Raw genomic sequence first — 19,661 nt, 5'->3', positions numbered from 1 at the left:
ATTTTCTCGACAACTCCTTTTTATTTTTCTCTTGATGCAATGGTTTGCGCAATCGCATCTCCATGAAATCTACCGTTCTCGATAAATATTTCATTTGCATTATTTCCAGCAGCAATGACACCTGCAATGAAAATATTTTCAGCATTCGTTTCCATTCTATCCTCTGTATAAATTGGACGTCCTGTTTCTTCATCAATCTGAACACCCATCTTCGTTAAGAAGCTATGATCAGGATGATAACCAGTCATCGCAAATACAAAATCGTTTTGGATTGTATAAACTTCACCATCAACTGTAAACGTTAATGTATGCTCAGTAATTTCTTTCACATGAGCCCCGAAATGCATTTGAATTGTACCGTTTCGTACTAACGCCTCAAATTCCGGCAAAATCCAAGGCTTTATGCTTGGCGAATACTCAATTCCACGATACAGTACCGTTACACGCGCACCAGCTTTAACAAGTTCTAATGCGGCATCTACACTCGAATTTTTCCCACCTATAACTACTACGTCTCGATCAAAATAAGGATGCCCCTCTTTAAAATAGTGAGCTACTTTCTTCAATCCCTCACCTGGAACATTCATATAATTTGGGTTATCATAATATCCAGTTGCTACAACAATATATTTCGCTATATATGTTTCTTTACTTCCGTCACACTTTGTCGTCTCAACTTGAAAAACTCCTCCATCTTTTTGAACTTTCTCCACTCGCTCAAAAGCATTTACACGTACAGATTTACGTTTTACTACTTCACGATAATACGCAAGCGCTTGATTTCGAACTGGCTTACGATTTTCTGTAATAAAAGCTACATCACCAATTTCTAATTTTTCACTAGAAGAGAAAAATGTTTGATGAGTTGGATAATTATAAATGGCATTTACAATGTTTCCTTTTTCAATTACTAACGGATTTATCCCTACCTTTTGCAACGAAATCGCTGCCGCTAATCCGCACGGACCGCCTCCGATTATAATAACTGTTTCTTTCTGCATACTCGTCCACTCCTAGTCTTCTACCAATACACTATTTATAAAAACAAGAAAAAACCTACTTACAGCAGTAGGTACCTATCTTTATTGTATTCATTTTTCATATATTTGTCATCTAAACGAAACGTACATCCGATAGACATCTGCTAAAAACTGCTGAAATTTAATACCTTGTTTCCCTAATACATTCTCAGGATCAATCTTTCTAGCTGGATCAAGCGTTTTATGTGACACGATATCTTTTTTCGGATTTAAGCCAAAGTTTTGGCATAAATACGCATGATACCATGTAAAACGATTATATGCTTCCCAAAAGTTAACATCACCGCCATAACAAAGTTCCACTCCAATGGCCGCCTTATTCGCGTCATAGCCGTATAAGTCATTATCCGTCGGCACACCATATCGAACATGATACGCAACTTCATTTATAGGAATAATCTCCAATATTGTTTTATCATCTATAAATGTATGCGCCGAAGCTTTCGGTTGTAATTCATTAAAGTAATCTCGATTTCCTATCGCATTGCTTCCTGGATTCCCCGTATCATGGCTTACAATAAATCTCACTTTAGTCAGAGGAATCCCCGGCCGTGAACTTCCATATCCAATATAGTTGCGTTCTATAGGAAACATCGCCATTGCTACCAACTCCCGCTCTAGAAGATTACCTTACTTCCTTATATATGTATTCGGTAGCAACGTCCTTATCGCATATTTCTTACACGAAGAGAAAATCGAAAATATTTGAAGTGAACACCATAAACAACAAGATACTTACAGCCACTCCATAAAAACCGTAAAACCAAACACAATCTTCTTTCGTATCTAAACCGAAAAATTTATTTACCGATTGTAATAATGTGCCACGCTTGCTTTGTTTGTTTCGTAATACTTCCACTCGCTCTACAACATCTGCTGGCATCATAAATCTTTGGTCTACTGTCATTTTCATCATTTATCTCTCCTTAAAATCATTTCCGTTTTGTTTATCTAAGGAGAGTATAGCACGTTTGTTCGTATAGAACAAGCGTTCTTTTTTTATTTTTATTTTATTTTTCAGCAAGCCAAGTAAAAATTGAGATTACAACGGCAATAATCGGCCCTACTACAACCACACCAAATATCAAAAACAGTAGCCCTTCCCCGAACATTCTAACGGTACTTACTTTTCGAGCTTTCATCGTTCTTGCAAGTTCTCCCTCTAACCTCTTAACCTTTTCTTCTAATTGTTCTACTCGTTCCAGCATTTCATTCTCCATATATAACACCTCATTTAATACTTCAACAAAAAAACGTGATTCCCTCGAAAGGAAATCACGTTTTCTCAAGATATAATATTTTATACCCAACCTCTGAAGCGGCTTGCTTCAGCCATTTTACGAACACCAACCATGTACGCCGCTAAGCGCATGTTCACTTTACGAACTTGTGCTGTTTCATAAATAGAATCAAATGATTTTACCATTACTTTTTCTAAACGTTGTTCTACTTCTTCTTCAGTCCAGTAGTATCCTTGGTTATTTTGTACCCACTCAAAGTAAGATACTGTTACACCACCAGCACTTGCTAACACGTCTGGAACAAGTAAAATTCCGCGATCTGTTAAAATTTTAGTCGCTTCTAATGTTGTTGGACCATTTGCAGCTTCAACAACGATTTTCGCTTTAATATCATTAGCATTTTCTTCTGTAATTTGGTTCTCAATTGCAGCTGGAACTAAAATATCGCAATCAAGTTCTAACAATTCTTTATTTGAAATTGTATTGTTAAATAGCTTTGTTACTGTACCGAAGCTATCACGACGGTCTAATAAATAATCAATATCTAATCCGTTTGGATCATGTAACGCACCGTAAGCATCTGAGATTGCAATAACTTTCGCACCTGCATCATGCATAAATTTAGCTAAGAAGCTACCAGCATTACCGAACCCTTGGACAACAACGCGTGCACCCTTAATATCAATGCCACGTTTTTTCGCAGCTTCACGAATACAAATTGTTACACCTTTCGCTGTTGCTGTTTCACGGCCATGTGATCCACCTAATACAAGCGGTTTACCTGTAATAAATCCTGGTGAATTAAATTCATCAATACGGCTATACTCATCCATCATCCATGCCATAATTTGAGAGTTTGTGAATACATCTGGAGCTGGAATATCTTTCGTCGGACCTACGATTTGGCTAATTGCTCGTACATAACCGCGGCTTAATCTTTCTAACTCACGGAATGACATTTCACGTGGATCACAGATAATTCCACCCTTACCTCCACCATATGGTAAATCAACAATACCACATTTTAAACTCATCCAGATTGAAAGTGCTTTCACTTCATTTTCTGTTACATTCGGATGGAAGCGAATTCCACCTTTCGTTGGACCAACAGCATCATTATGTTGTGCACGATACCCTGTAAATATTTTAACAGTCCCGTCATCCATACGAACTGGTATTTTCACTGTCATCATACGAATTGGTTCTTTTAATAATTCATATACTTCGTTTGGATAACCCAATTTTTCTAACGCTTCACTAATAACAATTTGTGTTGAATTCAATAGTTCAAAATGTTGTTCCCTTTGTTGTTGTGTTTTTGTTTGAGTTCCCTTTTCGGCTACCATAGTAAGTAAACCCCCTGTAATTTCACTTGTTTAGTAAACCTTCATTGCCTAGTATACACCCTTAAATTTGGAATGCAATAGAAAACGCTAACAAATATATACAAACTATTTTCTGTTGCAAGCGTTTTCACTATTATTATAGTCCTTTTATTACTTTTAGAAAAGTAAAATACTTAAATATTTAAATATTTTTTATTTTACTCAAACATACTCCCATAAAACTGCATATTTTATTTTAAAAAAGTATGTTGGAGTATTTACAATCATCCCTTCCCTTATCCAAATAAAAACAAAACCTCAGCTATGTTGTATTAGCTGAGGTTTTGTTTTTTCACAAAGTAATTGTGTATTTGTTCTATCGCATTAAAATCCATTAATTCTTTACCGTACTCCATGATGCGATAAATAGTTGCGGTAGACGGATTACCGTATTCCGCTAAAATAGCTATAAAATCCGCCTTTAACAATTGAATTTGTTCCTCTTCTTCCATCCAAAGATAGAAGCGCTTATCCCACGTATATAGCTTTCCGCCAGTTACACCAAGGTTATATAAGCGATTCGACAGGTTAATTATGTCATCTAGCGTAGCAAACTCATATAATATATGCTCACTTTCATCTAGAGTCACTTGCATTTCAATAAACTCGTCACGAAACTCATCATCTGTATCCATTTCTTGATTTTCTTTCGTTACAATTACAACCATCCCTTGTGCTTGTAGAGAAAATACTTCAACTGCAATCGGACCATCTGCTTCAAATCCTAATTCCTTATTTGCTTCTTGCATCATATCACGAAATAATTGCTGTACTTTCGGCGCATTTCTCCATAAATCTTCTTTCGTTAATCCTCGTTCAGATAAATCATCAAATGTTAGAAAAATTTTTATCTTATTGTAATTTAATCGTTCCAGCCTCATCTCATACCCTCCCTACGTAACCAATGCATCTAATTTTTATTATATGAAATAGAAAATAGATGGTTCTTTTCGAACAACTATTCCGACATTTTTAACCATTCATCCCATTCTTCTTTTGTCTCGCCAATTAAGGTTGTTTCAATGTCCAACTGGTTTAGAACGCCTAGCTTTCCGATAAAGCCAACAGAAAGAGATTCCCTTTTTTCTTGTAATAAATTTATAAAGTTCATCGTCTTTTTCATTTCTTATTCGTCAGCACAAGATACAAATACATATTTCGGCTGTATTTCTTCTACCGCTGACAACATACCATCTTCAGCTAAGCTTGTCCTAATATATATCGCCTCATATCCTTTTAAGCGTAAATACGTTGAAAAAATAAATCCTTGCAATGCATTCTTTTCTAACACAATAACTTTGTGTAAAGAGGAAAACATTGAGGCATTGTGATACACCATTCCTAGACGCGTTTGTAAAAATGATAGTGCATATTGGAATTGCGCCATTGAAATCTCATTATTATTTTTTGACATTAATAAATTGTCTGTCACTCGAAGAACGATACTGGCAACAACCTTCTCTGTTGAATATATACTAAAAGCTTCGTTTAATAATGCAGTAATTGTAATTTCATCAAATTTTAACAAAGCTTGTAGCAAATCGTCCACTAAAACAACTTCTTTATCGAAAGGTATCTCTTTTTGAACTGTACTCTGCAAACGATTCTCTTCTAATAACTGAACTGCTTGTCCAATCATCATACCGGAAGAAACTTTTTCCATTAACCATTTTAAAATTTGAATATGTTCTTCTGTATATAAACGATGCCCAGCTTGATTCCGCTTTGGGGCAATAATTTGATATCGTCTTTCCCATGCACGAAGCGTACTCGGCTGAACTCCAATTATATTCGAAACAGCTTTTATATTATATTTTCCACTAAGAGTTGGCATCATTTCCCTCCGCACAATGTAATGATATGTGTTTGAGCAGGTGCTCGGAAACGAAGTGGTATCAATGTTGTTCCGTACCCATTACTAACAAAGAGAATCGTATTCAAATGGTTATATACGCCACCTTTTAAATATTTTTTAGATGGGAATAATCGGATTTGTCCCCCATGCGTATGTCCACTTAATACAAGTGAAATCTGCTCATTTCCAGACATCTTTTTTATTATATCAGGGTTGTGACTAACTAAGATACGAAAACCTTCTTCTTCACAATCCGCCAATGCCAAATCTAGACGATCACGGTGCAATCCAACATCATCTATACCGAGCAAACAAATTCTCTCTCCTAATTCAGACTCAAATACCACTCTTGTATTATCTAAAACTTTTACGTTATTTTCTAATAATAACGCATCTAATTCATGATATTCTATCTCATAATCATTGTTTCCCCACACAAAATATACAGGAGCTATCTCTCTTAACTTTTGGATATTCGCAGAGATTTTTGATAAAGAGACACCTTTCTCTGCTAAATCTCCTCCGATAATTACTAGATCTACTTTTCCTTTTACTTGTTCAATTAACAAATTCGAAATAACTCTTCTATGAATATCAGAAATAAAAAACACATTTACTTTTTGAAAACTTTTCGGAAATTCTTTAAATACTAAAGTATGTTCCAACACCGTATTACGCGTTGCTTCTTTATACATCACAAGAAGTAATAAAATCCCCATGCCTATGAGAGTACTGAATAATATAATCCATATCATATTTTTTACTCCCCTCCTCATAAAGATAATCCTAGGCTTTTATAACAAATTGTGATCGCCTAATTCACTAGCTCTCTTGCTTTGTGGATTTATCTTTTATCGGAATTTTTAATTCTTGCCCTGCACTCACTTCATCTTCTTGCAAGTTATTATACTTTTTAATGACTTCAATCCCATTTTCATCCGAAAAATATTGCTTCGCTATACTTTCTAAAGTTTCTCCCTCTTTCACAGTATGCGTTATCGCTTTTTCAGACTGTTTCTGTGAATCAGATTTAGCTGAATCAAAGAAGATTACTTCAAACGCACTTTTCCCGGCATTATTACTATCGCCCTTCACCTGAATATATTTATCCGTATACCACAAAATACTAATTGGCAGCAGAATGAATAGAAATGTTAAAACCCGGACGAAAATGTGATTTATTTTAAACTTTTGTTTTTTCTCTTTATTTCTATGAATTTCACTACGCGGCGGTAAACTTTCTTTTTCTTCCACTCGCTCAACTTCTAATTCCTCTTCAAAATCAGGAATTCGTTTCCTCATGTTGTTCACCACCACCTTCCATTTATTTTCTTAATTGGAGTCCCATTATAAAATCAACAAGAAAGTGTGCAAAGATTGTTATAAACAAATTCCCTGTCCATTCAAATACATAACCAAAGACAAAACTAATGAAACAGACGAAACAAAACAAAAATGGCTTTGTTATATAACGAATATGTAACACTGCAAATACTAAACTCGCAATTACAATTCCAAAATGAGTCTGCACTACACCTCTAAATAAAAATTCTTCTGCAAAACCGATTACGAACGTAATAACGAGTAAATGTAGAACCGACATTCCTCGAAACATCTTATCGTTAATACCACCATCATCAAACCAAGACTCTGGAAACACTCGCATTGCAACATAATCTAATAACACAATACCAATCGCTAACAAACCACCTATAATAAGTATAGATACTGGTTCCCATTTCCATAAATTAAACACTTCTTTTACATCTTGAAATAATATATATGCTAGTAAACAGCCAATACCGATAATAATTAACTGTGTTATATATAGATTCAGCCTTATTTCCTGCGGACTCATATCTTCAACATTATGCCTTTGAATGCTCATCATTCCTCCATCTTTTCTAGGCCGAAAAGCTTTTGTAACTCTGTTTCCCAATTATAGTCGAAATCCGATTGTTGCGCTCGTCTTTTTTTATAATCTTCTTTTGTAATACCGCAATAATCGCAGCAATTATTTAACTCTTTCTCTTTCCTATAACCGAACTGTTGCAGCACATATTCACGTCTACATCCTTTAACTCGTATCCATGACTTCATATTTTCTAATTCACTATATTTATTACGCAACCTTATTTCTACTTCAGCTATTAATCGGTTCATAATTTCATCTGACAAACCCTCTAATAATAATCTTCGTTGTTGTATAATTCCAACCTGTTCGAGATGATAACGAACGAAACGCCAATATTGCTCATTAAATCTTGCTGCATTATAACAAATTTCTTCTACATCTTCTATTGGTAATTCTTTCGTTTGAAACATTCTTTCTTGTAGTAAAGAAAATAAAAATTGTATTTGCGACTTACTTGGCAATTCATCCTCAATGATTGAAAGTGGTAAATCATGATCCAACGGACTACACAATAAAATAGCTATACTCGGTTTGCCATCTCTTCCAGCTCTTCCGATTTCTTGTAAGTAAGAAGCTATATTAGTTGGATAATGAAAATGAATAATATATTGCGTATTCGCCTTATTTACCCCCATACCAAATGCACTTGTACATATTACAAGCTGCAATTGATCGTTCATAAACTGCTGTTGAATTAACATACGCTCTTCATGTTCCATACCACCATGATAAAAAGCTACACCAGTAACACCTTTCCCTCTCAAGTATTCCGTTAACCTTTCTGTCCACGCTCTACTTGAACAATATACAATCCCCGGCCCTTGTAAATACATCACCTGCTCCAAAAGCGCCTCTTTCTTTTCTTCTATCGTCTCTACAAATTGCACCTCCATTGCAATATTAGGACGGTCAATAGAGTATACATGTTCCGCGGCACCCTTTAAATTTAAACTGTCTGCGATATCTTGCAGTACCCCTTTTGTCGCTGTGGCTGTCAATGCTAACACTGTAGGAGAACCAATATTTTCAATAACTACATTTAGTTTCTTATAGTCCGGTCTAAAATCATAACCCCATTGAGAAATACAATGAGCCTCATCAACAACAAATAATGAAATATGAATTTTCTTCAATTCCCTAATTAATAACTCCGACTGTAACATCTCTGGTGAAACAAAAATAAATTTATATGAAGATAATTTTTTCATCGCTTCTCTTTTTTCATTTAATGTCCGAAAACTATTAAATGCTATCACTCGGTTTTTCACAACATACTTTAATTGTGTCACTTGATCTTCCATTAAAGATAATAACGGCGATACAACAAGCACTGTTCCTTCTCGCATAAGCCCCGGAAACTGATAGCACATAGACTTTCCTCTTCCAGTCGGAAGCATTGCTATCACATCTTTTCCTTCTAATAAATCTGTAATAACTCCTTTTTGACCTGGACGAAATTCAGAATATCCAAACCACTTATATAAATATTCTTCAAGTTTCATTTACACCCTCCATCCGCGCTAATACAAGACGAACTTCAAAATAAGAGATATCTTCTCCAATCGCTTGTTTCAAAACACGTAACTTCCGCGTTTGCAATGCTTCAATTACTTTTATTACTTTGTCTATCTTTTCTTTTTCCATAAACATTTCAATAGAAAAATCTTTTTCTCGCAAAGCAATTTCAACAAAATGATCTTCTATCGTTGCAACCTTCAAATTCCGAATCGTTGCTATTTCTTCTAAAGAACGCCCTTGTCTCCAAAAATTATATGTTTTTTTCGTGGATAAACTAAATAGTTCAGCTCTCTCATTTGGATAAGATATAATTTCAGCTAATAGCGGAAATTCATTTTCTTTATCACGAACTTCTTGTATAAAGAAATGCATTGTACCCCAAAATAAAAAATACACCCTGAACATATCTTGTTTCGTAATTTCTGCTAATTGTTGCAATGTACAACCAATCCGTTCATAACCCGTTAGTCGATATGTTACAATCGTCGCTTCTATCGCATTACTTTTTTCTAAAAGATTATGTACTTCCGTCCACAGTTTTCTCGCCAATTCACTTCTCTTATATGGCCTTCCTGTTAAAAAACGTTTCACCCACATCATTATTTCTGTATCTTGTTGAATCGGGATAAACTTAGTATTATTCTGTTGTAAATTTGATATAGTTTGAATAATCAATGACAATCTTTTCCAAAATGTTTCACCTAATTCTCCATAATGTAAACCATGCAAATGCGCTGGAAAAGCATAAACTTCCTCCCATTTATGTAACTGCGTTTTACCCTTAGGTGTTAACACATATGTATTTTCATGTATTTCTTGAATAAAATCTGCTTGCAACAACTTTACAACTTCACCATCATAGTCATTTCTATTTAATGATTTATATATTCCGAACAAAAAAGAAATTCTAAACATATTTCCATCTTGTAAAGTTTGCGAAGAACGTTTGCCCTTTAGTAAATAATAAATAGATGAAACGGTTCTTTCACCATTCAATTGTTTTAAACAATGCAACAAAGTATATTGTATTTGCATGACCGCTTCCACCTTCCAATCTTAACTTCATTCTTTTCAGTACAATTACACTATCTACTGTCGCTCATTAAACTTATCATAATAAGAACTATATACTTGTATATATTCTATTGTATCAAACGAAATCATATTTACGTATTTTGAAAATCTTATGACATAATTCAAAAATAAGTTGACACTCTAATTGATAAGCATTATCATTATAATTTTATGTTGAAAAGTTTTACAAACCGTTTTACAATAAGGTTATAATTTTTATGGCAAGCTTTTCACATACATATTATCAGGAGGGAAAAAAGATGGCAAAATATACAATCGTTGATAAAGATACTTGTATTGCATGTGGTGCTTGTGGCGCTGCTGCACCAGACATTTATGACTATGATGATGAAGGTATTGCATTTGTAACATTAGACGATAACCAAGGTATCGTTGAAATTCCAGATGTATTAATTGAAGATATGATGGATGCATTCGAAGGCTGTCCAACTGACTCAATTAAAGTTGCTGACGAATCATTCGACGGAGACGCTTTAAAATTTGAATAGTCTTTTATTAACTTCAAAAAATGCCCCTCATATTGATGAGGGGCATTTTTTGTATCTAAATTTTATTTTCCTTAATAAAAAACCATTAGTAGTTCCACACTACTAATGGTTTATATATATTATGCATTTTTCATTTTTGCAAACACCCATACTTTCAGGCGTGAGAATAATGCCACAAATACAATTGTTACAACAATTCCTTTAATTAAATTAAATGGTAAGATTGCCGTTACAACCGTTGTTCTTATAGCTTCGCTAGACATAGCTGGTGAATTTAAAAACCAAGTGTACGCCGGGAATATGATGATGTAGTTTAATACACTCATAATAAGTGCCATTGTAATTGTCCCTAGCATTAACCCTGTCGTTAAACTCTTCACAGTACGATACTTTCTAAATAAGAAAGCTGCTGGTCCAATAAATAAACATCCTGCAATAAAGTTTGCAATTTCTCCAACTGGTACTCCCGTTAAACTTCCTTGAATCCCGTAATGTAAAATGTTCTTTATTGCCTCTACAATCACTCCAGCTACTGGTCCAAAGATAATTGCTGCAATTAGAGCTGGTACATCACTAAAATCAATTTTCAAAAATGGCGGAAGCCCTGGGAACGGGAAATCTAACATCATTAGTAAATATGCAATACTACTTAGCATCGCTACACTCACCATCTGCACCACACTGTTTTTTTGTTTCATCTTTCTCTCTCCTTTTCCATCGATCTTCTCATGGAAAGTGGAAAGGTTCTGCTATGCCTATTTTTTCATAGAACGAAAAAACCCTTTGTGTTTTACACAAAGGGAGAATTTAAGGCACATCAAACAGACGTTCAAATCCATATCTTTTTTGAACGCTTGAACCTCCATCTTCTCCCATCCAGACTGTACTGTCGGCTTTGGAATCACACCAAATCCTGCCTTAACGGCTCGCGGGCTTAGAACAAAATCATAAATAGTTCATCACCGCCGGTCGGGATTTTCACCCTGCCCCGAAGATAGACCGATATTCTATTTTCCCCTTCATTATACAACAACCTCATAACATTGTGAACAAAAAAATTGTAACTTATTTAAAATTAGTTATTTATTTTTCGTAACAATAAATAAATTGCGAGATATTTTACAATACAATCCATATTTTTTATTATTCGGCATTTCTCTTTTGAATTACCTAGTCATATATAATTAAAAGTGATAAGATATTGAATTGTTAAGATAAGAACATTTTCTGAGTTATGGAGGAAATGTCATGAAAAAAGAAAAGAGATATTCTATTCGAGAAGCAATGAAAAAAAACTTAAGAAAAGAATACTTTTACTTAAAAAAAGAATTACTTTTCTACTGCCCAATTGATTTAGGCACATTCTCAAACGAGACATACTATGCTACTTTCGATGAAGATGGCATCAGTATTTATCAGTATGATAAAAAAACAGAAAGTAAATTAAAATTGTGTGAGCGTCATCCGTGGAAAAGTTGGAGTAAAGTGAAGATTGATCACTATTTGACAACTTCTCAATTTATTTTTCAGGGTGAGCGAAATTGGATCTTATCCCTTTTTCAAAAAGGAAAAGAAGCTCAAAGAATTATTGAAGAGCATACATCTTTACAAACAGAAGTTGTTTCCCGCTCTTTCTTAAAAAAACTTCCTGGTTTTCGTTCTAATACACCACTGAATAAATACATCGGTAGCATTTGTTACACTGCACTTATTGCATTTTTATTAAAATGGATGATTCCATTTCAAGCACCACAAATCGCCCTGTATTCTATTTCGATTGGTTGTATGCTTCTTGGCCTACTTTGTTTGACAATCGGTTTAATTGAACCGACTATCGTACTGTTTCGAACAAAAGAGAAAACAAGAACAAAAGTTTTTTACTTATATAGCTATTTAGCTATTTCTGGATTTATATGTGTCTTTATTTTTTGGTAAAAGAAGCCGTCCCAAAATAAATTTTGGGACGGTTTTCTTTTAGATATAAATACTCTAATTCACTCAATACTTCTAGCAGAAGCGCCCATATAATTTCATTTACATTGAACCTTATTTAAGAATATTCAAAGTTTAATTTTTGAGACGTTACCTTTACTTAACATATAATTGTTGATTAGGATAAATTAGCTCTTGCTGCAATCCATTTTTTTCTTTAATTTCCTTAAGTGTCATACTAAATTTCCGTGCAATACTAACTAAAGTATCCCCTTTTTGTACGACATATAATGATGAAGAAACAACTTCATTTCTTTGTTCACTTAAAACAAGCAATGGGTTCATCGCATTCTTTTTCGCCATCGTCCATCTTCCTTGATGAAGTTCTAGATGTAAGTGTGCACCTCGCGATTCTCCCGTGTTCCCTACTTCTCCAATTTTTTCACCTTTTGAAATATAATCTCCTTGACCCACATATCTCTTATTTAAATGTGCATATACAGCCTCATATTCTCCGTGTTTAATAAATACAACATTTCCATAACTACTTGAATAATAAGACTTCGTTACCTTACCATCTTGGATAGCTGCCACAGGCGTTCCAATCGGTGCAGCTACATCAATACCATAGTGTTTTCCATGCCTTGTCCCAAAATAATCACTTATCTGACCTTCAACAGGCCATGTCCATCGATTTTCTTCTGCATAAACATGTAATTGAGATACAAACAGTATACTCAATAACATGACTCCGCATTTTAAAACTTTCATATACATCCTCCGTTTTCTAATTACCACCATACCTTCTCTATTTTGGTATATTACAGAAAAAAGTATACAAAAAAAGAAAGTGAATTACTCCACTTCCTTCTCTTTCTTATCACGAAAAACTAATGCACTACGGTTATACTCCACATCTTTCACTTGTAATCGGGCATTTATTACTCTAGCTACTGCAAATAAATAGTCAGATAATCTATTTACATACTTTAGAACAACTTCATTTATTTCTCCTTCTTTTTGTAAGGACACGATACATCGTTCTGCTCTCCTTACAACTGTACGTGCAATATGAATAGCAGCTGCCGACTCGCTTCCACCTGGTAAAATAAAGCGCTCTAGCGGCGGTGCTTCTTCTATATACAAATCAATCTTTCTTTCTAAGCTTTCAACCATCTCAATTGTCACCTTATAAGGAATTTTTTGTTCCACTATTGCCAAGTCTCCTCCGCAATCAAATAGCTCATGTTGAATATTTTCGAGCTCATTGTAAATATCTCTATAAGTCCCGCCTTGAAGCTTAGTCATTGCATATCCGATATGAGAATTCGCCTCGTCTATTGTTCCATACGCTTCCACACGGATATCATCTTTATCAACCCTACCGCCTATTACACTTGTCGTTCCTTTATCTCCTGTTTTTGTATATAATTTCATTTCTTCACAGCACCTCTCTTGTTATTCTTTATTCGAGCAACATAGAAAAAAGTTCTACCATTCTTTATTTAATTGAGTTTACAAAAAAATAAAAAACAGCAGAACTTTATTCATTATCAACTTTAAAAACACATATCTAAATTATACGATTCGGTAAATATACAGAGAATGTAGTTCCTTCTCCAACAACACTTGAAACAGAAATTTTACCATCATGACCTTGAACAATATTTTTCGCAATCGCAAGCCCGAGTCCTGTTCCACCCTTTTTCCCACGTGTTCTTGCTTTATCAGCTTTATAGAAACGATCAAATAAAAATGGAATATCCTCTTCTGGAATGCCTGCACCCGAATCTTGTACTTCAAAAATGAGGCCATTATTTTTCGAATCAATTACAAGCGTTACATGTCCGCCTGCGTTTGTATGACGTATTGCGTTATCAATTAAATTCGTCAATACTTGCTCCATACGATCTGCATCAAACGGGTATTGTTCAATTGAATCTTTGAAATCAACCGTTAACGCGACCTCTTTATCCTTTGCAATCCCTTGGAATTTACGACCTATTTTTTCAACGAAAGGATGAATATCAACTTCACCTATATGTAACTCTACATTACCACTTTCCATGCGTGCTAAATCTAATAATTCATTTACAAGTTTACCTAAACGAACGGATTCATCATAAATGATTTGAACAAAATCATCAATTTCTTCTTTCGTTTGCACAATATCATCTAAAATCGCTTCACTATACCCTTGCAGCATTACCATTGGTGTACGAAGTTCATGCGATACATTCGCAATAAAGTCTTGACGCATCTTTTCAAGACGGCGTTCTTCCGTCATATCTCGCAGTACCGCTACAGCTCCACGAATTTTCGTTTGATTGTAAAGCGGCGTCATAAGAACTACATAGTTCCCTTTTTGTAAATTAATTTCAACAACTTGTTGTTGTTCACTTTCTACAACAAGATGGAATAGTTCCACAAGTTCAGAAGGTAGTTTTTTACTTAGCTCTATCTCTTTTTCTTCTTGCCAAACTTGTAAGAAATGTTCGGCCGGCGGATTAATTACAACGACTTCACCTTCTTGATTTAACGTAATAACCCCATCTGCCATACTACTTAAAATACTAGCTAACTGTTCTTTTTCTTGCTGCAGTGCATTCATATTAAACTTCAACTGTTTCCCCATTTGATTTAAGGCCGTTGCAAGCTCACCAATCTCGTCCTGAGACACCATAGGAGCTTTCGCATCAAACTTCCCACGCGCCACCTCAAAAGCAACTTCACGCATTTTACGGAGTGGTGCTGTAATTCGAGTAGACAAGAAGAATGCAAAGAACGTTGTTAATATAATCGCAATCCCTGCTGATAAGAATATAAAATCAGTCGTTCTCTCCATGCCTTGTATCGGTACTTGTAAAGATTCGTATACGAACACTGCACTTTGATTTTTTGACTGCACTGGTTTTCCGACAATCATAATATCATTTTCAGTGTTTTTATTCTTTCTACTATTAGAGGCTTTTCTAATGTTATTCTTAATTTCTTTTTTGTCTGTGAAAACAGCCGCTAATTCTTTATCTTCTTTCAAATCATCCATTGTAAGAGTGACTAACCCTTCTTGTTTCGGCGAAGATGATATTTCTTTACCATCTTCTACAATAATGATCCTTGAAAGTGAATCAGAGAATTTGTACGCGATATTCTCAATCGTTTTTACATCGGCACCTTCTTCAATTAACTCTGAAACACTTGTTGCAACTTTTTGAAGCCTATCTTCACTCATATCAACATAATATGTTCTAAAAAACTGTGAAAGTAAAATCGCAACAAATCCAAGCACAAACGAAACGAGAAGTAATATAGTCATCCATAACTTCCCTACTACACTTCTCCAAAGCATCAGTCGTTCACAACCTCAAATTTATAACCTACGCCCCAAACGGTAACAATCATCTTCGCAGCATCTGGTGATTTTTTACTTAACTTCTCACGTAAACGCTTTACATGCGTATCAACTGTACGTAAATCTCCGAAGAATTCATATTGCCATACTTCTTTTAACAATTGCTCACGATCGAATACTTTATCAGGAGCTTTCGCTAAAAATAATAGTAACTCATATTCTTTCGGCGTTAAGTTTACTTCATTACCATCTGCAGTAACACGGTGTGCATCGTTATCAATTGTTAAGTGCGGGAATACAGTAACATCTTTTGTCGTTGTATCTTGTGTAAAGAATGTTGTTGGTACAGCACGACGTAATACCGCTTTCACACGTAGCACGACCTCACGTGGACTAAATGGCTTTACAATATAATCATCTGTTCCAACTTCAAATCCTTGTACTCTATTTACTTCTTCACCTTTTGCTGTCAGCATAATAATTGGTGTCGCTTTCTTCTCACGAACCCCTTTACATACTTCAATGCCATCTTTACCAGGCATCATAAGATCTAATAAGATTAAATCGTAATCATTTTGCAACGCCATTTCTAAAGCTGTATCACCATTATCTGCTTCTTCAATTGTGTATTGTTCTCTTTCTAAGTACATTTTCAATAAACGACGAATACGATCCTCATCATCTACAATTAAAATTCTTGATTCATTTTCCATCTCTACCCGCTGCGTACTCTCACCTCAGCGGTTCACACCTACCCTTCTTTACTATTATGTTGCGCTATTCTCGTTTATTTAAGCAATCTTCTAAATGTTTCACTTCCCATATTATGCTTCACAAGAATAATAAATTTTGTTCAATTTTTTTCCAAAACTATGTATTTTTTTTGAACAGTATATAATGTCCTCGACATCATTTTACAAAATCAACCGCTACTTTGTCATGTTTTTCTCAAAAAAGAAGAAAAGTTGACAAAAATAAAATAGGAAAGTGACATGCACTCTCCTATTTTATTTCTCTATGCATATGAATGTAAACCGGCAATAATTAAGTTTACTACAATAAAGTTAAACATAATAATTGCAAAACCAATTACTGCAAGCCAAGCTGATTTCTCTCCATGCCACCCTTTAGATAATCGTAAATGTAGTACTGCAGCATAAAAGAGCCACGTTATAAGTGCCCAAACCTCTTTCGGATCCCAGCCCCAAAAACGCGTCCACGCTATTTGAGCCCAAATCATTGCAAAAATTAACGCTCCTAATGTGAAAACTGGGAATCCAATTGCAATAGATCGATATCCGATTTCATCTAGTAAATCACTATTCGTATTCTTTACTAACGGCTGAAGTGCCGCCGATACTCGCTTCCGTAAAACAAGCCTTAATACAATATAAAGTAATGTTCCAACTAACACTGACCAAATAACAGTATTTAATTTTTTCGCATTTACAATCGCTGGAACTTCAACTACCGGTTCTAATTTATTTTCTGTCTGTAACTTCCCTTCATGCGGTCCTACTAAAGCTGGAAGATTGTACTTCATTTCCAGTTGTTGTTCATTTTTATCAACCCATTGAAACTTCGCTTCATATTTCATACTAGAAAATACCGTTGTTACTCCAATAAATCCAACTGTACAAACAAGCGTAAACACTACCGTCTCTAGCCAAAATGTCCGTTTACTTCTCGTTGATTGATCTACATTTTTTAATAAATACATGACGCCCGTAATAAAACTAATCGCTAAAATTGCTTGTCCTGCTGCTGCAGTCGTCACGTGAATATGTAACCAATTACTTTTTAAAGATGGAATAAGCGGAGATATTTCCCTCGGAAACATACTTGCATAGGCAATTAATAAAAGCGCAACTGGTAATGCAAATAGTCCAATTATACTTACGCGGTACATAAAATACATTACAATAAATGCTCCTACAAGCATCATGCCGAAAAATGTACCGAATTCAAAAAAGTTACTAACTGGCGCATGCCCTGATGCAATCCACCTTGTAACAAAATATACTGTTTGTGCTATAAACCCTAAAATTGTAATTGTTATTCCTACATTTGCCCATTTATGACCCTTTTCTTTAATGGCTCCACCAAAAAATAGAGTCGCAATTAAATATAAAATAAATGCGGTAAAGAGAAAGTTACTACTTATTTGCACCATATCGTTTCCCCACCTTAACTAATTTTTTTATCGATTACTTTATCATTTGGCTGTGGAATTGCTGTACCTTCTATTACTCTTTCAATATCTTTCTTTAAACCGAACCAATTTTTATTCGTATGCCCTGCAATCCACCATTCATCATTAACACGTTGTATCCAAATACGGCGATGATTCCAATACATACCTTGAATGACACCAACCATAAATATAAATCCTCCAATACCGAGAATCCAAAGCGTTAAATCTTTTCTTACAGTAAGTGCTGTTGCATTTTGCATTTCAACACCCGCAAACGACATTTTATATTTGTTGTTTCCACCAGGTTCTATATTTTGCTGAATACCAACAAAACTCACTTCACCATCTGGTGTTTCAGGTGTAAACATTTTAAATACAAATGCAGGATTGTTCGGTAATTTCGTTTTTGTATTCGGTTTTCCATTCTCATCAAAATAAAAATCAGGAAAATAGCTTAATAGTTCTAGAGAATAACCATTTCCTAAATCATATTTTTCCTTAGGATTCGTTAAATCTACTTTAATCGGTCCCCATTTTTGATTATTTTCTTTATTTTGCAAGTTGAAGGACATACTTTTAAATTCACTTTCTTTATAATCCACTTGATACACTGCAAATTGATCAAATTTCAGTGGTTCATTTACTCGAATTTCCGCTTCTTTTACTTTTTCCAACTTTGGTTTTTGCCCTGCTATATTTTCGCCCACAGCTTTATATAATACAGCATTCGTTTGGAAGTTTTTCGCAATCATTTTATCGCCTACACGATCAATCGCTTCCTCAAAAACTTCCTTGTCCTTACTTTTATCATAAACTTCTTTTATAAATTTCTCGTTTTTTAAGTAGTATTGTCCATCCGTCCCTGGTATTTCTTTCGTTTCACCATCACGTAACCAAAGTGCTTCGTCTACGTACATACTCGGTAAAAAACGAAGCATCGCACCGAATAAAAAGATAATAAGACCGATATGATTTACATATGGACCCCAACGCGAGAAGCGTCCCTTTTCTGCTAAAACGTTTCCGTCTTCCACTTTCACGTTATAGTTTCTTTTCTTTAAATTCTTTTGCACTCTTTCCAGGTCACCATCTTGCGGTGTACCAGTCCCATATAATCTCTGTCTCTTTAAAAAACTAGGATGTCTTTTTACGCCTTGCTTTTTTAAAGCTTTATAAAGTGGAATAACGCGGTCTAAACTACATATCACAAGTGAAATACCGATAGAAGCAATCAAAATCATATACCACCATGAACCGTATAAATTATTAAATCCTAATTGATAGTATAATTGCCCTAAAAATCCGTATTCTTGCTTATAATATTCAGCTGGTGCAATCCCTGGAGTTATGTACATTTCTTGCGGAAAAATAGTTCCTATCGCTGATGCAGCTAAAGTTATTACGATTAGCCATACACCGACTTTTACAGAAGAGAAAAAGCTCCAAATTTTATCGACTATCGTTTTTGTTTGCGTGAGAGATCTCCGTGCACTCCCCTCATAGCGCATATCCAATAGTTTTGCATTTTCATTGCTTTCAAATGGTTTCCCGCAAGCTTCACAAAAAACGGTTCCTATCGGATTAACATGTCCACATTCACATTTAATTTCTTTCAACACTCTCACCGCCCCTGTATCTATATGTAC

General features: G+C 34.8%; 20 protein-coding genes, 1 pseudogene and 1 riboswitch. Of the genes and pseudogenes, 2 read left to right on the top strand and 19 right to left on the bottom strand.

Going from position 1 to position 19,661, the window contains the following annotated elements; genetic code table 11:
* Window positions 1–20: 20 nt before the first annotated feature.
* From MR160_RS08710 to MR160_RS08655, 12 genes and pseudogenes are all read right to left on the bottom strand, one after another.
* Window positions 21–1,001, bottom strand: coding sequence for a YpdA family putative bacillithiol disulfide reductase (locus tag MR160_RS08710; RefSeq protein ID WP_001168517.1), 981 nt, complete (start codon window positions 999–1,001; stop codon window positions 21–23).
* Window positions 1,002–1,109: 108 nt separating this feature from the next.
* On the bottom strand, window positions 1,110–1,640 hold the full coding sequence (locus MR160_RS08705) for a peptidoglycan recognition protein family protein (RefSeq protein ID WP_001240655.1): 531 nt from the start codon (window positions 1,638–1,640) through the stop codon (window positions 1,110–1,112).
* 79 nt (window positions 1,641–1,719) lie between these two features.
* The gene (locus MR160_RS08700) at window positions 1,720–1,956 is read right to left on the bottom strand and encodes a DUF3961 domain-containing protein (RefSeq protein WP_002083150.1); all 237 of its coding nucleotides are present in this window, start codon (window positions 1,954–1,956) and stop codon (window positions 1,720–1,722) included.
* A 94-nt stretch (window positions 1,957–2,050) separates the two neighbouring features.
* Window positions 2,051–2,260: a hypothetical protein gene (locus tag MR160_RS08695; RefSeq protein ID WP_000426765.1), complete on the bottom strand. Its 210-nt coding sequence runs from the start codon at window positions 2,258–2,260 to the stop codon at window positions 2,051–2,053.
* Between the two features lie 80 nt (window positions 2,261–2,340).
* A complete protein-coding gene (gene gudB / locus MR160_RS08690) occupies window positions 2,341–3,627 on the bottom strand; it encodes a Glu/Leu/Phe/Val family dehydrogenase (RefSeq protein WP_242297232.1) in 1,287 nt (428 codons plus the stop codon).
* Window positions 3,628–3,938: 311 nt separating this feature from the next.
* Window positions 3,939–4,547, bottom strand: a complete 609-nt coding sequence (locus MR160_RS08685) for a genetic competence negative regulator (protein ID WP_001235399.1) — start codon at window positions 4,545–4,547, stop codon at window positions 3,939–3,941.
* A gap of 77 nt (window positions 4,548–4,624) precedes the next feature.
* Window positions 4,625–5,500, bottom strand: a pseudogene (locus MR160_RS08680) (MerR family transcriptional regulator).
* The gene (locus MR160_RS08675; protein ID WP_242297228.1) at window positions 5,500–6,276 is read right to left on the bottom strand and encodes a metallophosphoesterase; all 777 of its coding nucleotides are present in this window, start codon (window positions 6,274–6,276) and stop codon (window positions 5,500–5,502) included. The pseudogene MR160_RS08680 and the gene MR160_RS08675 overlap by 1 nt, the downstream one beginning before the upstream one ends.
* Before the next feature lie 67 nt (window positions 6,277–6,343).
* Window positions 6,344–6,823, bottom strand: a complete 480-nt coding sequence (locus tag MR160_RS08670; protein WP_001231548.1) for a LysM peptidoglycan-binding domain-containing protein — start codon at window positions 6,821–6,823, stop codon at window positions 6,344–6,346.
* Between the two features lie 22 nt (window positions 6,824–6,845).
* Complete coding sequence (locus MR160_RS08665) at window positions 6,846–7,409, bottom strand: CPBP family intramembrane glutamic endopeptidase (protein WP_098900034.1); 564 nt, start codon at window positions 7,407–7,409, stop codon at window positions 6,846–6,848.
* A complete protein-coding gene (gene recQ, locus MR160_RS08660) occupies window positions 7,409–8,938 on the bottom strand; it encodes an ATP-dependent DNA helicase RecQ (RefSeq protein ID WP_000762978.1) in 1,530 nt (509 codons plus the stop codon). Before recQ ends, MR160_RS08665 begins: the two co-directional genes overlap by 1 nt.
* Window positions 8,928–9,989 carry a YpbB family protein gene (locus MR160_RS08655; protein ID WP_001167015.1) on the bottom strand — a complete coding sequence of 354 codons (1,062 nt, stop codon included), beginning with the start codon at window positions 9,987–9,989 and terminating at the stop codon, window positions 8,928–8,930. The genes recQ and MR160_RS08655 overlap by 11 nt, the downstream gene beginning before the upstream one ends.
* A gap of 299 nt (window positions 9,990–10,288) precedes the next feature.
* Between MR160_RS08655 and MR160_RS08650 the strand changes: the two genes are divergently transcribed.
* The gene (locus tag MR160_RS08650; RefSeq protein WP_001151993.1) at window positions 10,289–10,537 is read left to right on the top strand and encodes a ferredoxin; all 249 of its coding nucleotides are present in this window, start codon (window positions 10,289–10,291) and stop codon (window positions 10,535–10,537) included.
* Window positions 10,538–10,656: 119 nt separating this feature from the next.
* On the opposite strand, the gene MR160_RS08645 is transcribed toward MR160_RS08650, so the two are convergent.
* Complete coding sequence (locus MR160_RS08645) at window positions 10,657–11,235, bottom strand: ECF transporter S component (RefSeq protein ID WP_000810856.1); 579 nt, start codon at window positions 11,233–11,235, stop codon at window positions 10,657–10,659.
* Between the two features lie 162 nt (window positions 11,236–11,397).
* Window positions 11,398–11,537, bottom strand: a riboswitch (FMN riboswitch).
* Window positions 11,538–11,785: 248 nt separating this feature from the next.
* On the opposite strand from MR160_RS08645, the gene MR160_RS08640 reads away from it, so the two are divergent.
* Window positions 11,786–12,472, top strand: a complete 687-nt coding sequence (locus MR160_RS08640; RefSeq protein ID WP_242297226.1) for a hypothetical protein — start codon at window positions 11,786–11,788, stop codon at window positions 12,470–12,472.
* Between the two features lie 153 nt (window positions 12,473–12,625).
* Here MR160_RS08640 and MR160_RS08635 read toward each other — a convergent pair whose 3' ends face one another.
* From MR160_RS08635 to resB, 6 genes are all read right to left on the bottom strand, one after another.
* Entirely contained in the window at window positions 12,626–13,240 is a 615-nt protein-coding gene (locus tag MR160_RS08635) for a peptidoglycan DD-metalloendopeptidase family protein (protein ID WP_000866113.1), read from the bottom strand.
* Window positions 13,241–13,324: 84 nt separating this feature from the next.
* Window positions 13,325–13,906, bottom strand: coding sequence for a cob(I)yrinic acid a,c-diamide adenosyltransferase (locus MR160_RS08630; RefSeq protein WP_000781274.1), 582 nt, complete (start codon window positions 13,904–13,906; stop codon window positions 13,325–13,327).
* Window positions 13,907–14,042: 136 nt separating this feature from the next.
* A complete protein-coding gene (resE, locus tag MR160_RS08625; protein WP_000964692.1) occupies window positions 14,043–15,818 on the bottom strand; it encodes a sensor histidine kinase ResE in 1,776 nt (591 codons plus the stop codon).
* The gene (gene resD, locus MR160_RS08620) at window positions 15,818–16,534 is read right to left on the bottom strand and encodes a DNA-binding response regulator ResD (RefSeq protein WP_000426861.1); all 717 of its coding nucleotides are present in this window, start codon (window positions 16,532–16,534) and stop codon (window positions 15,818–15,820) included. Before resD ends, resE begins: the two co-directional genes overlap by 1 nt.
* A gap of 302 nt (window positions 16,535–16,836) precedes the next feature.
* On the bottom strand, window positions 16,837–17,994 hold the full coding sequence (resC, locus tag MR160_RS08615; protein ID WP_000250089.1) for a cytochrome c biogenesis protein ResC: 1,158 nt from the start codon (window positions 17,992–17,994) through the stop codon (window positions 16,837–16,839).
* Between the two features lie 14 nt (window positions 17,995–18,008).
* Entirely contained in the window at window positions 18,009–19,634 is a 1,626-nt protein-coding gene (resB, locus tag MR160_RS08610) for a cytochrome c biogenesis protein ResB (protein ID WP_242297224.1), read from the bottom strand.
* Window positions 19,635–19,661 lie beyond the last annotated feature (27 nt).

Source organism: Bacillus cereus group sp. BfR-BA-01382 (assembly GCF_022663475.1).
Taxonomy (GTDB): domain Bacteria; phylum Bacillota; class Bacilli; order Bacillales; family Bacillaceae_G; genus Bacillus_A; species Bacillus_A thuringiensis_S.
Note: the sequence above shows the minus strand (reverse complement) of the source record. Positions and strands in the feature narration are given on the sequence as shown.

Coding starts and splice junctions, on each gene's coding strand:
- recQ (WP_000762978.1), bottom strand. CDS start 8,938: ATGAAACTTGAAGAATATTTATATAAGTGGTTTGGATATTCTGAATTT.
- resD (WP_000426861.1), bottom strand. CDS start 16,534: ATGGAAAATGAATCAAGAATTTTAATTGTAGATGATGAGGATCGTATT.
- MR160_RS08685 (WP_001235399.1), bottom strand. CDS start 4,547: ATGAGGCTGGAACGATTAAATTACAATAAGATAAAAATTTTTCTAACA.
- MR160_RS08655 (WP_001167015.1), bottom strand. CDS start 9,989: ATGCAAATACAATATACTTTGTTGCATTGTTTAAAACAATTGAATGGT.
- MR160_RS08665 (WP_098900034.1), bottom strand. CDS start 7,409: ATGAGCATTCAAAGGCATAATGTTGAAGATATGAGTCCGCAGGAAATA.
- MR160_RS08675 (WP_242297228.1), bottom strand. CDS start 6,276: ATGATATGGATTATATTATTCAGTACTCTCATAGGCATGGGGATTTTA.
- MR160_RS08650 (WP_001151993.1), top strand. CDS start 10,289: ATGGCAAAATATACAATCGTTGATAAAGATACTTGTATTGCATGTGGT.
- MR160_RS08630 (WP_000781274.1), bottom strand. CDS start 13,906: ATGAAATTATATACAAAAACAGGAGATAAAGGAACGACAAGTGTAATA.
- MR160_RS08640 (WP_242297226.1), top strand. CDS start 11,786: ATGAAAAAAGAAAAGAGATATTCTATTCGAGAAGCAATGAAAAAAAAC.
- MR160_RS08645 (WP_000810856.1), bottom strand. CDS start 11,235: ATGAAACAAAAAAACAGTGTGGTGCAGATGGTGAGTGTAGCGATGCTA.
- MR160_RS08705 (WP_001240655.1), bottom strand. CDS start 1,640: ATGGCGATGTTTCCTATAGAACGCAACTATATTGGATATGGAAGTTCA.
- MR160_RS08710 (WP_001168517.1), bottom strand. CDS start 1,001: ATGCAGAAAGAAACAGTTATTATAATCGGAGGCGGTCCGTGCGGATTA.
- MR160_RS08700 (WP_002083150.1), bottom strand. CDS start 1,956: ATGATGAAAATGACAGTAGACCAAAGATTTATGATGCCAGCAGATGTT.
- MR160_RS08670 (WP_001231548.1), bottom strand. CDS start 6,823: ATGAGGAAACGAATTCCTGATTTTGAAGAGGAATTAGAAGTTGAGCGA.
- resC (WP_000250089.1), bottom strand. CDS start 17,994: ATGGTGCAAATAAGTAGTAACTTTCTCTTTACCGCATTTATTTTATAT.
- MR160_RS08635 (WP_000866113.1), bottom strand. CDS start 13,240: ATGAAAGTTTTAAAATGCGGAGTCATGTTATTGAGTATACTGTTTGTA.
- resE (WP_000964692.1), bottom strand. CDS start 15,818: ATGCTTTGGAGAAGTGTAGTAGGGAAGTTATGGATGACTATATTACTT.
- gudB (WP_242297232.1), bottom strand. CDS start 3,627: ATGGTAGCCGAAAAGGGAACTCAAACAAAAACACAACAACAAAGGGAA.
- MR160_RS08695 (WP_000426765.1), bottom strand. CDS start 2,260: ATGGAGAATGAAATGCTGGAACGAGTAGAACAATTAGAAGAAAAGGTT.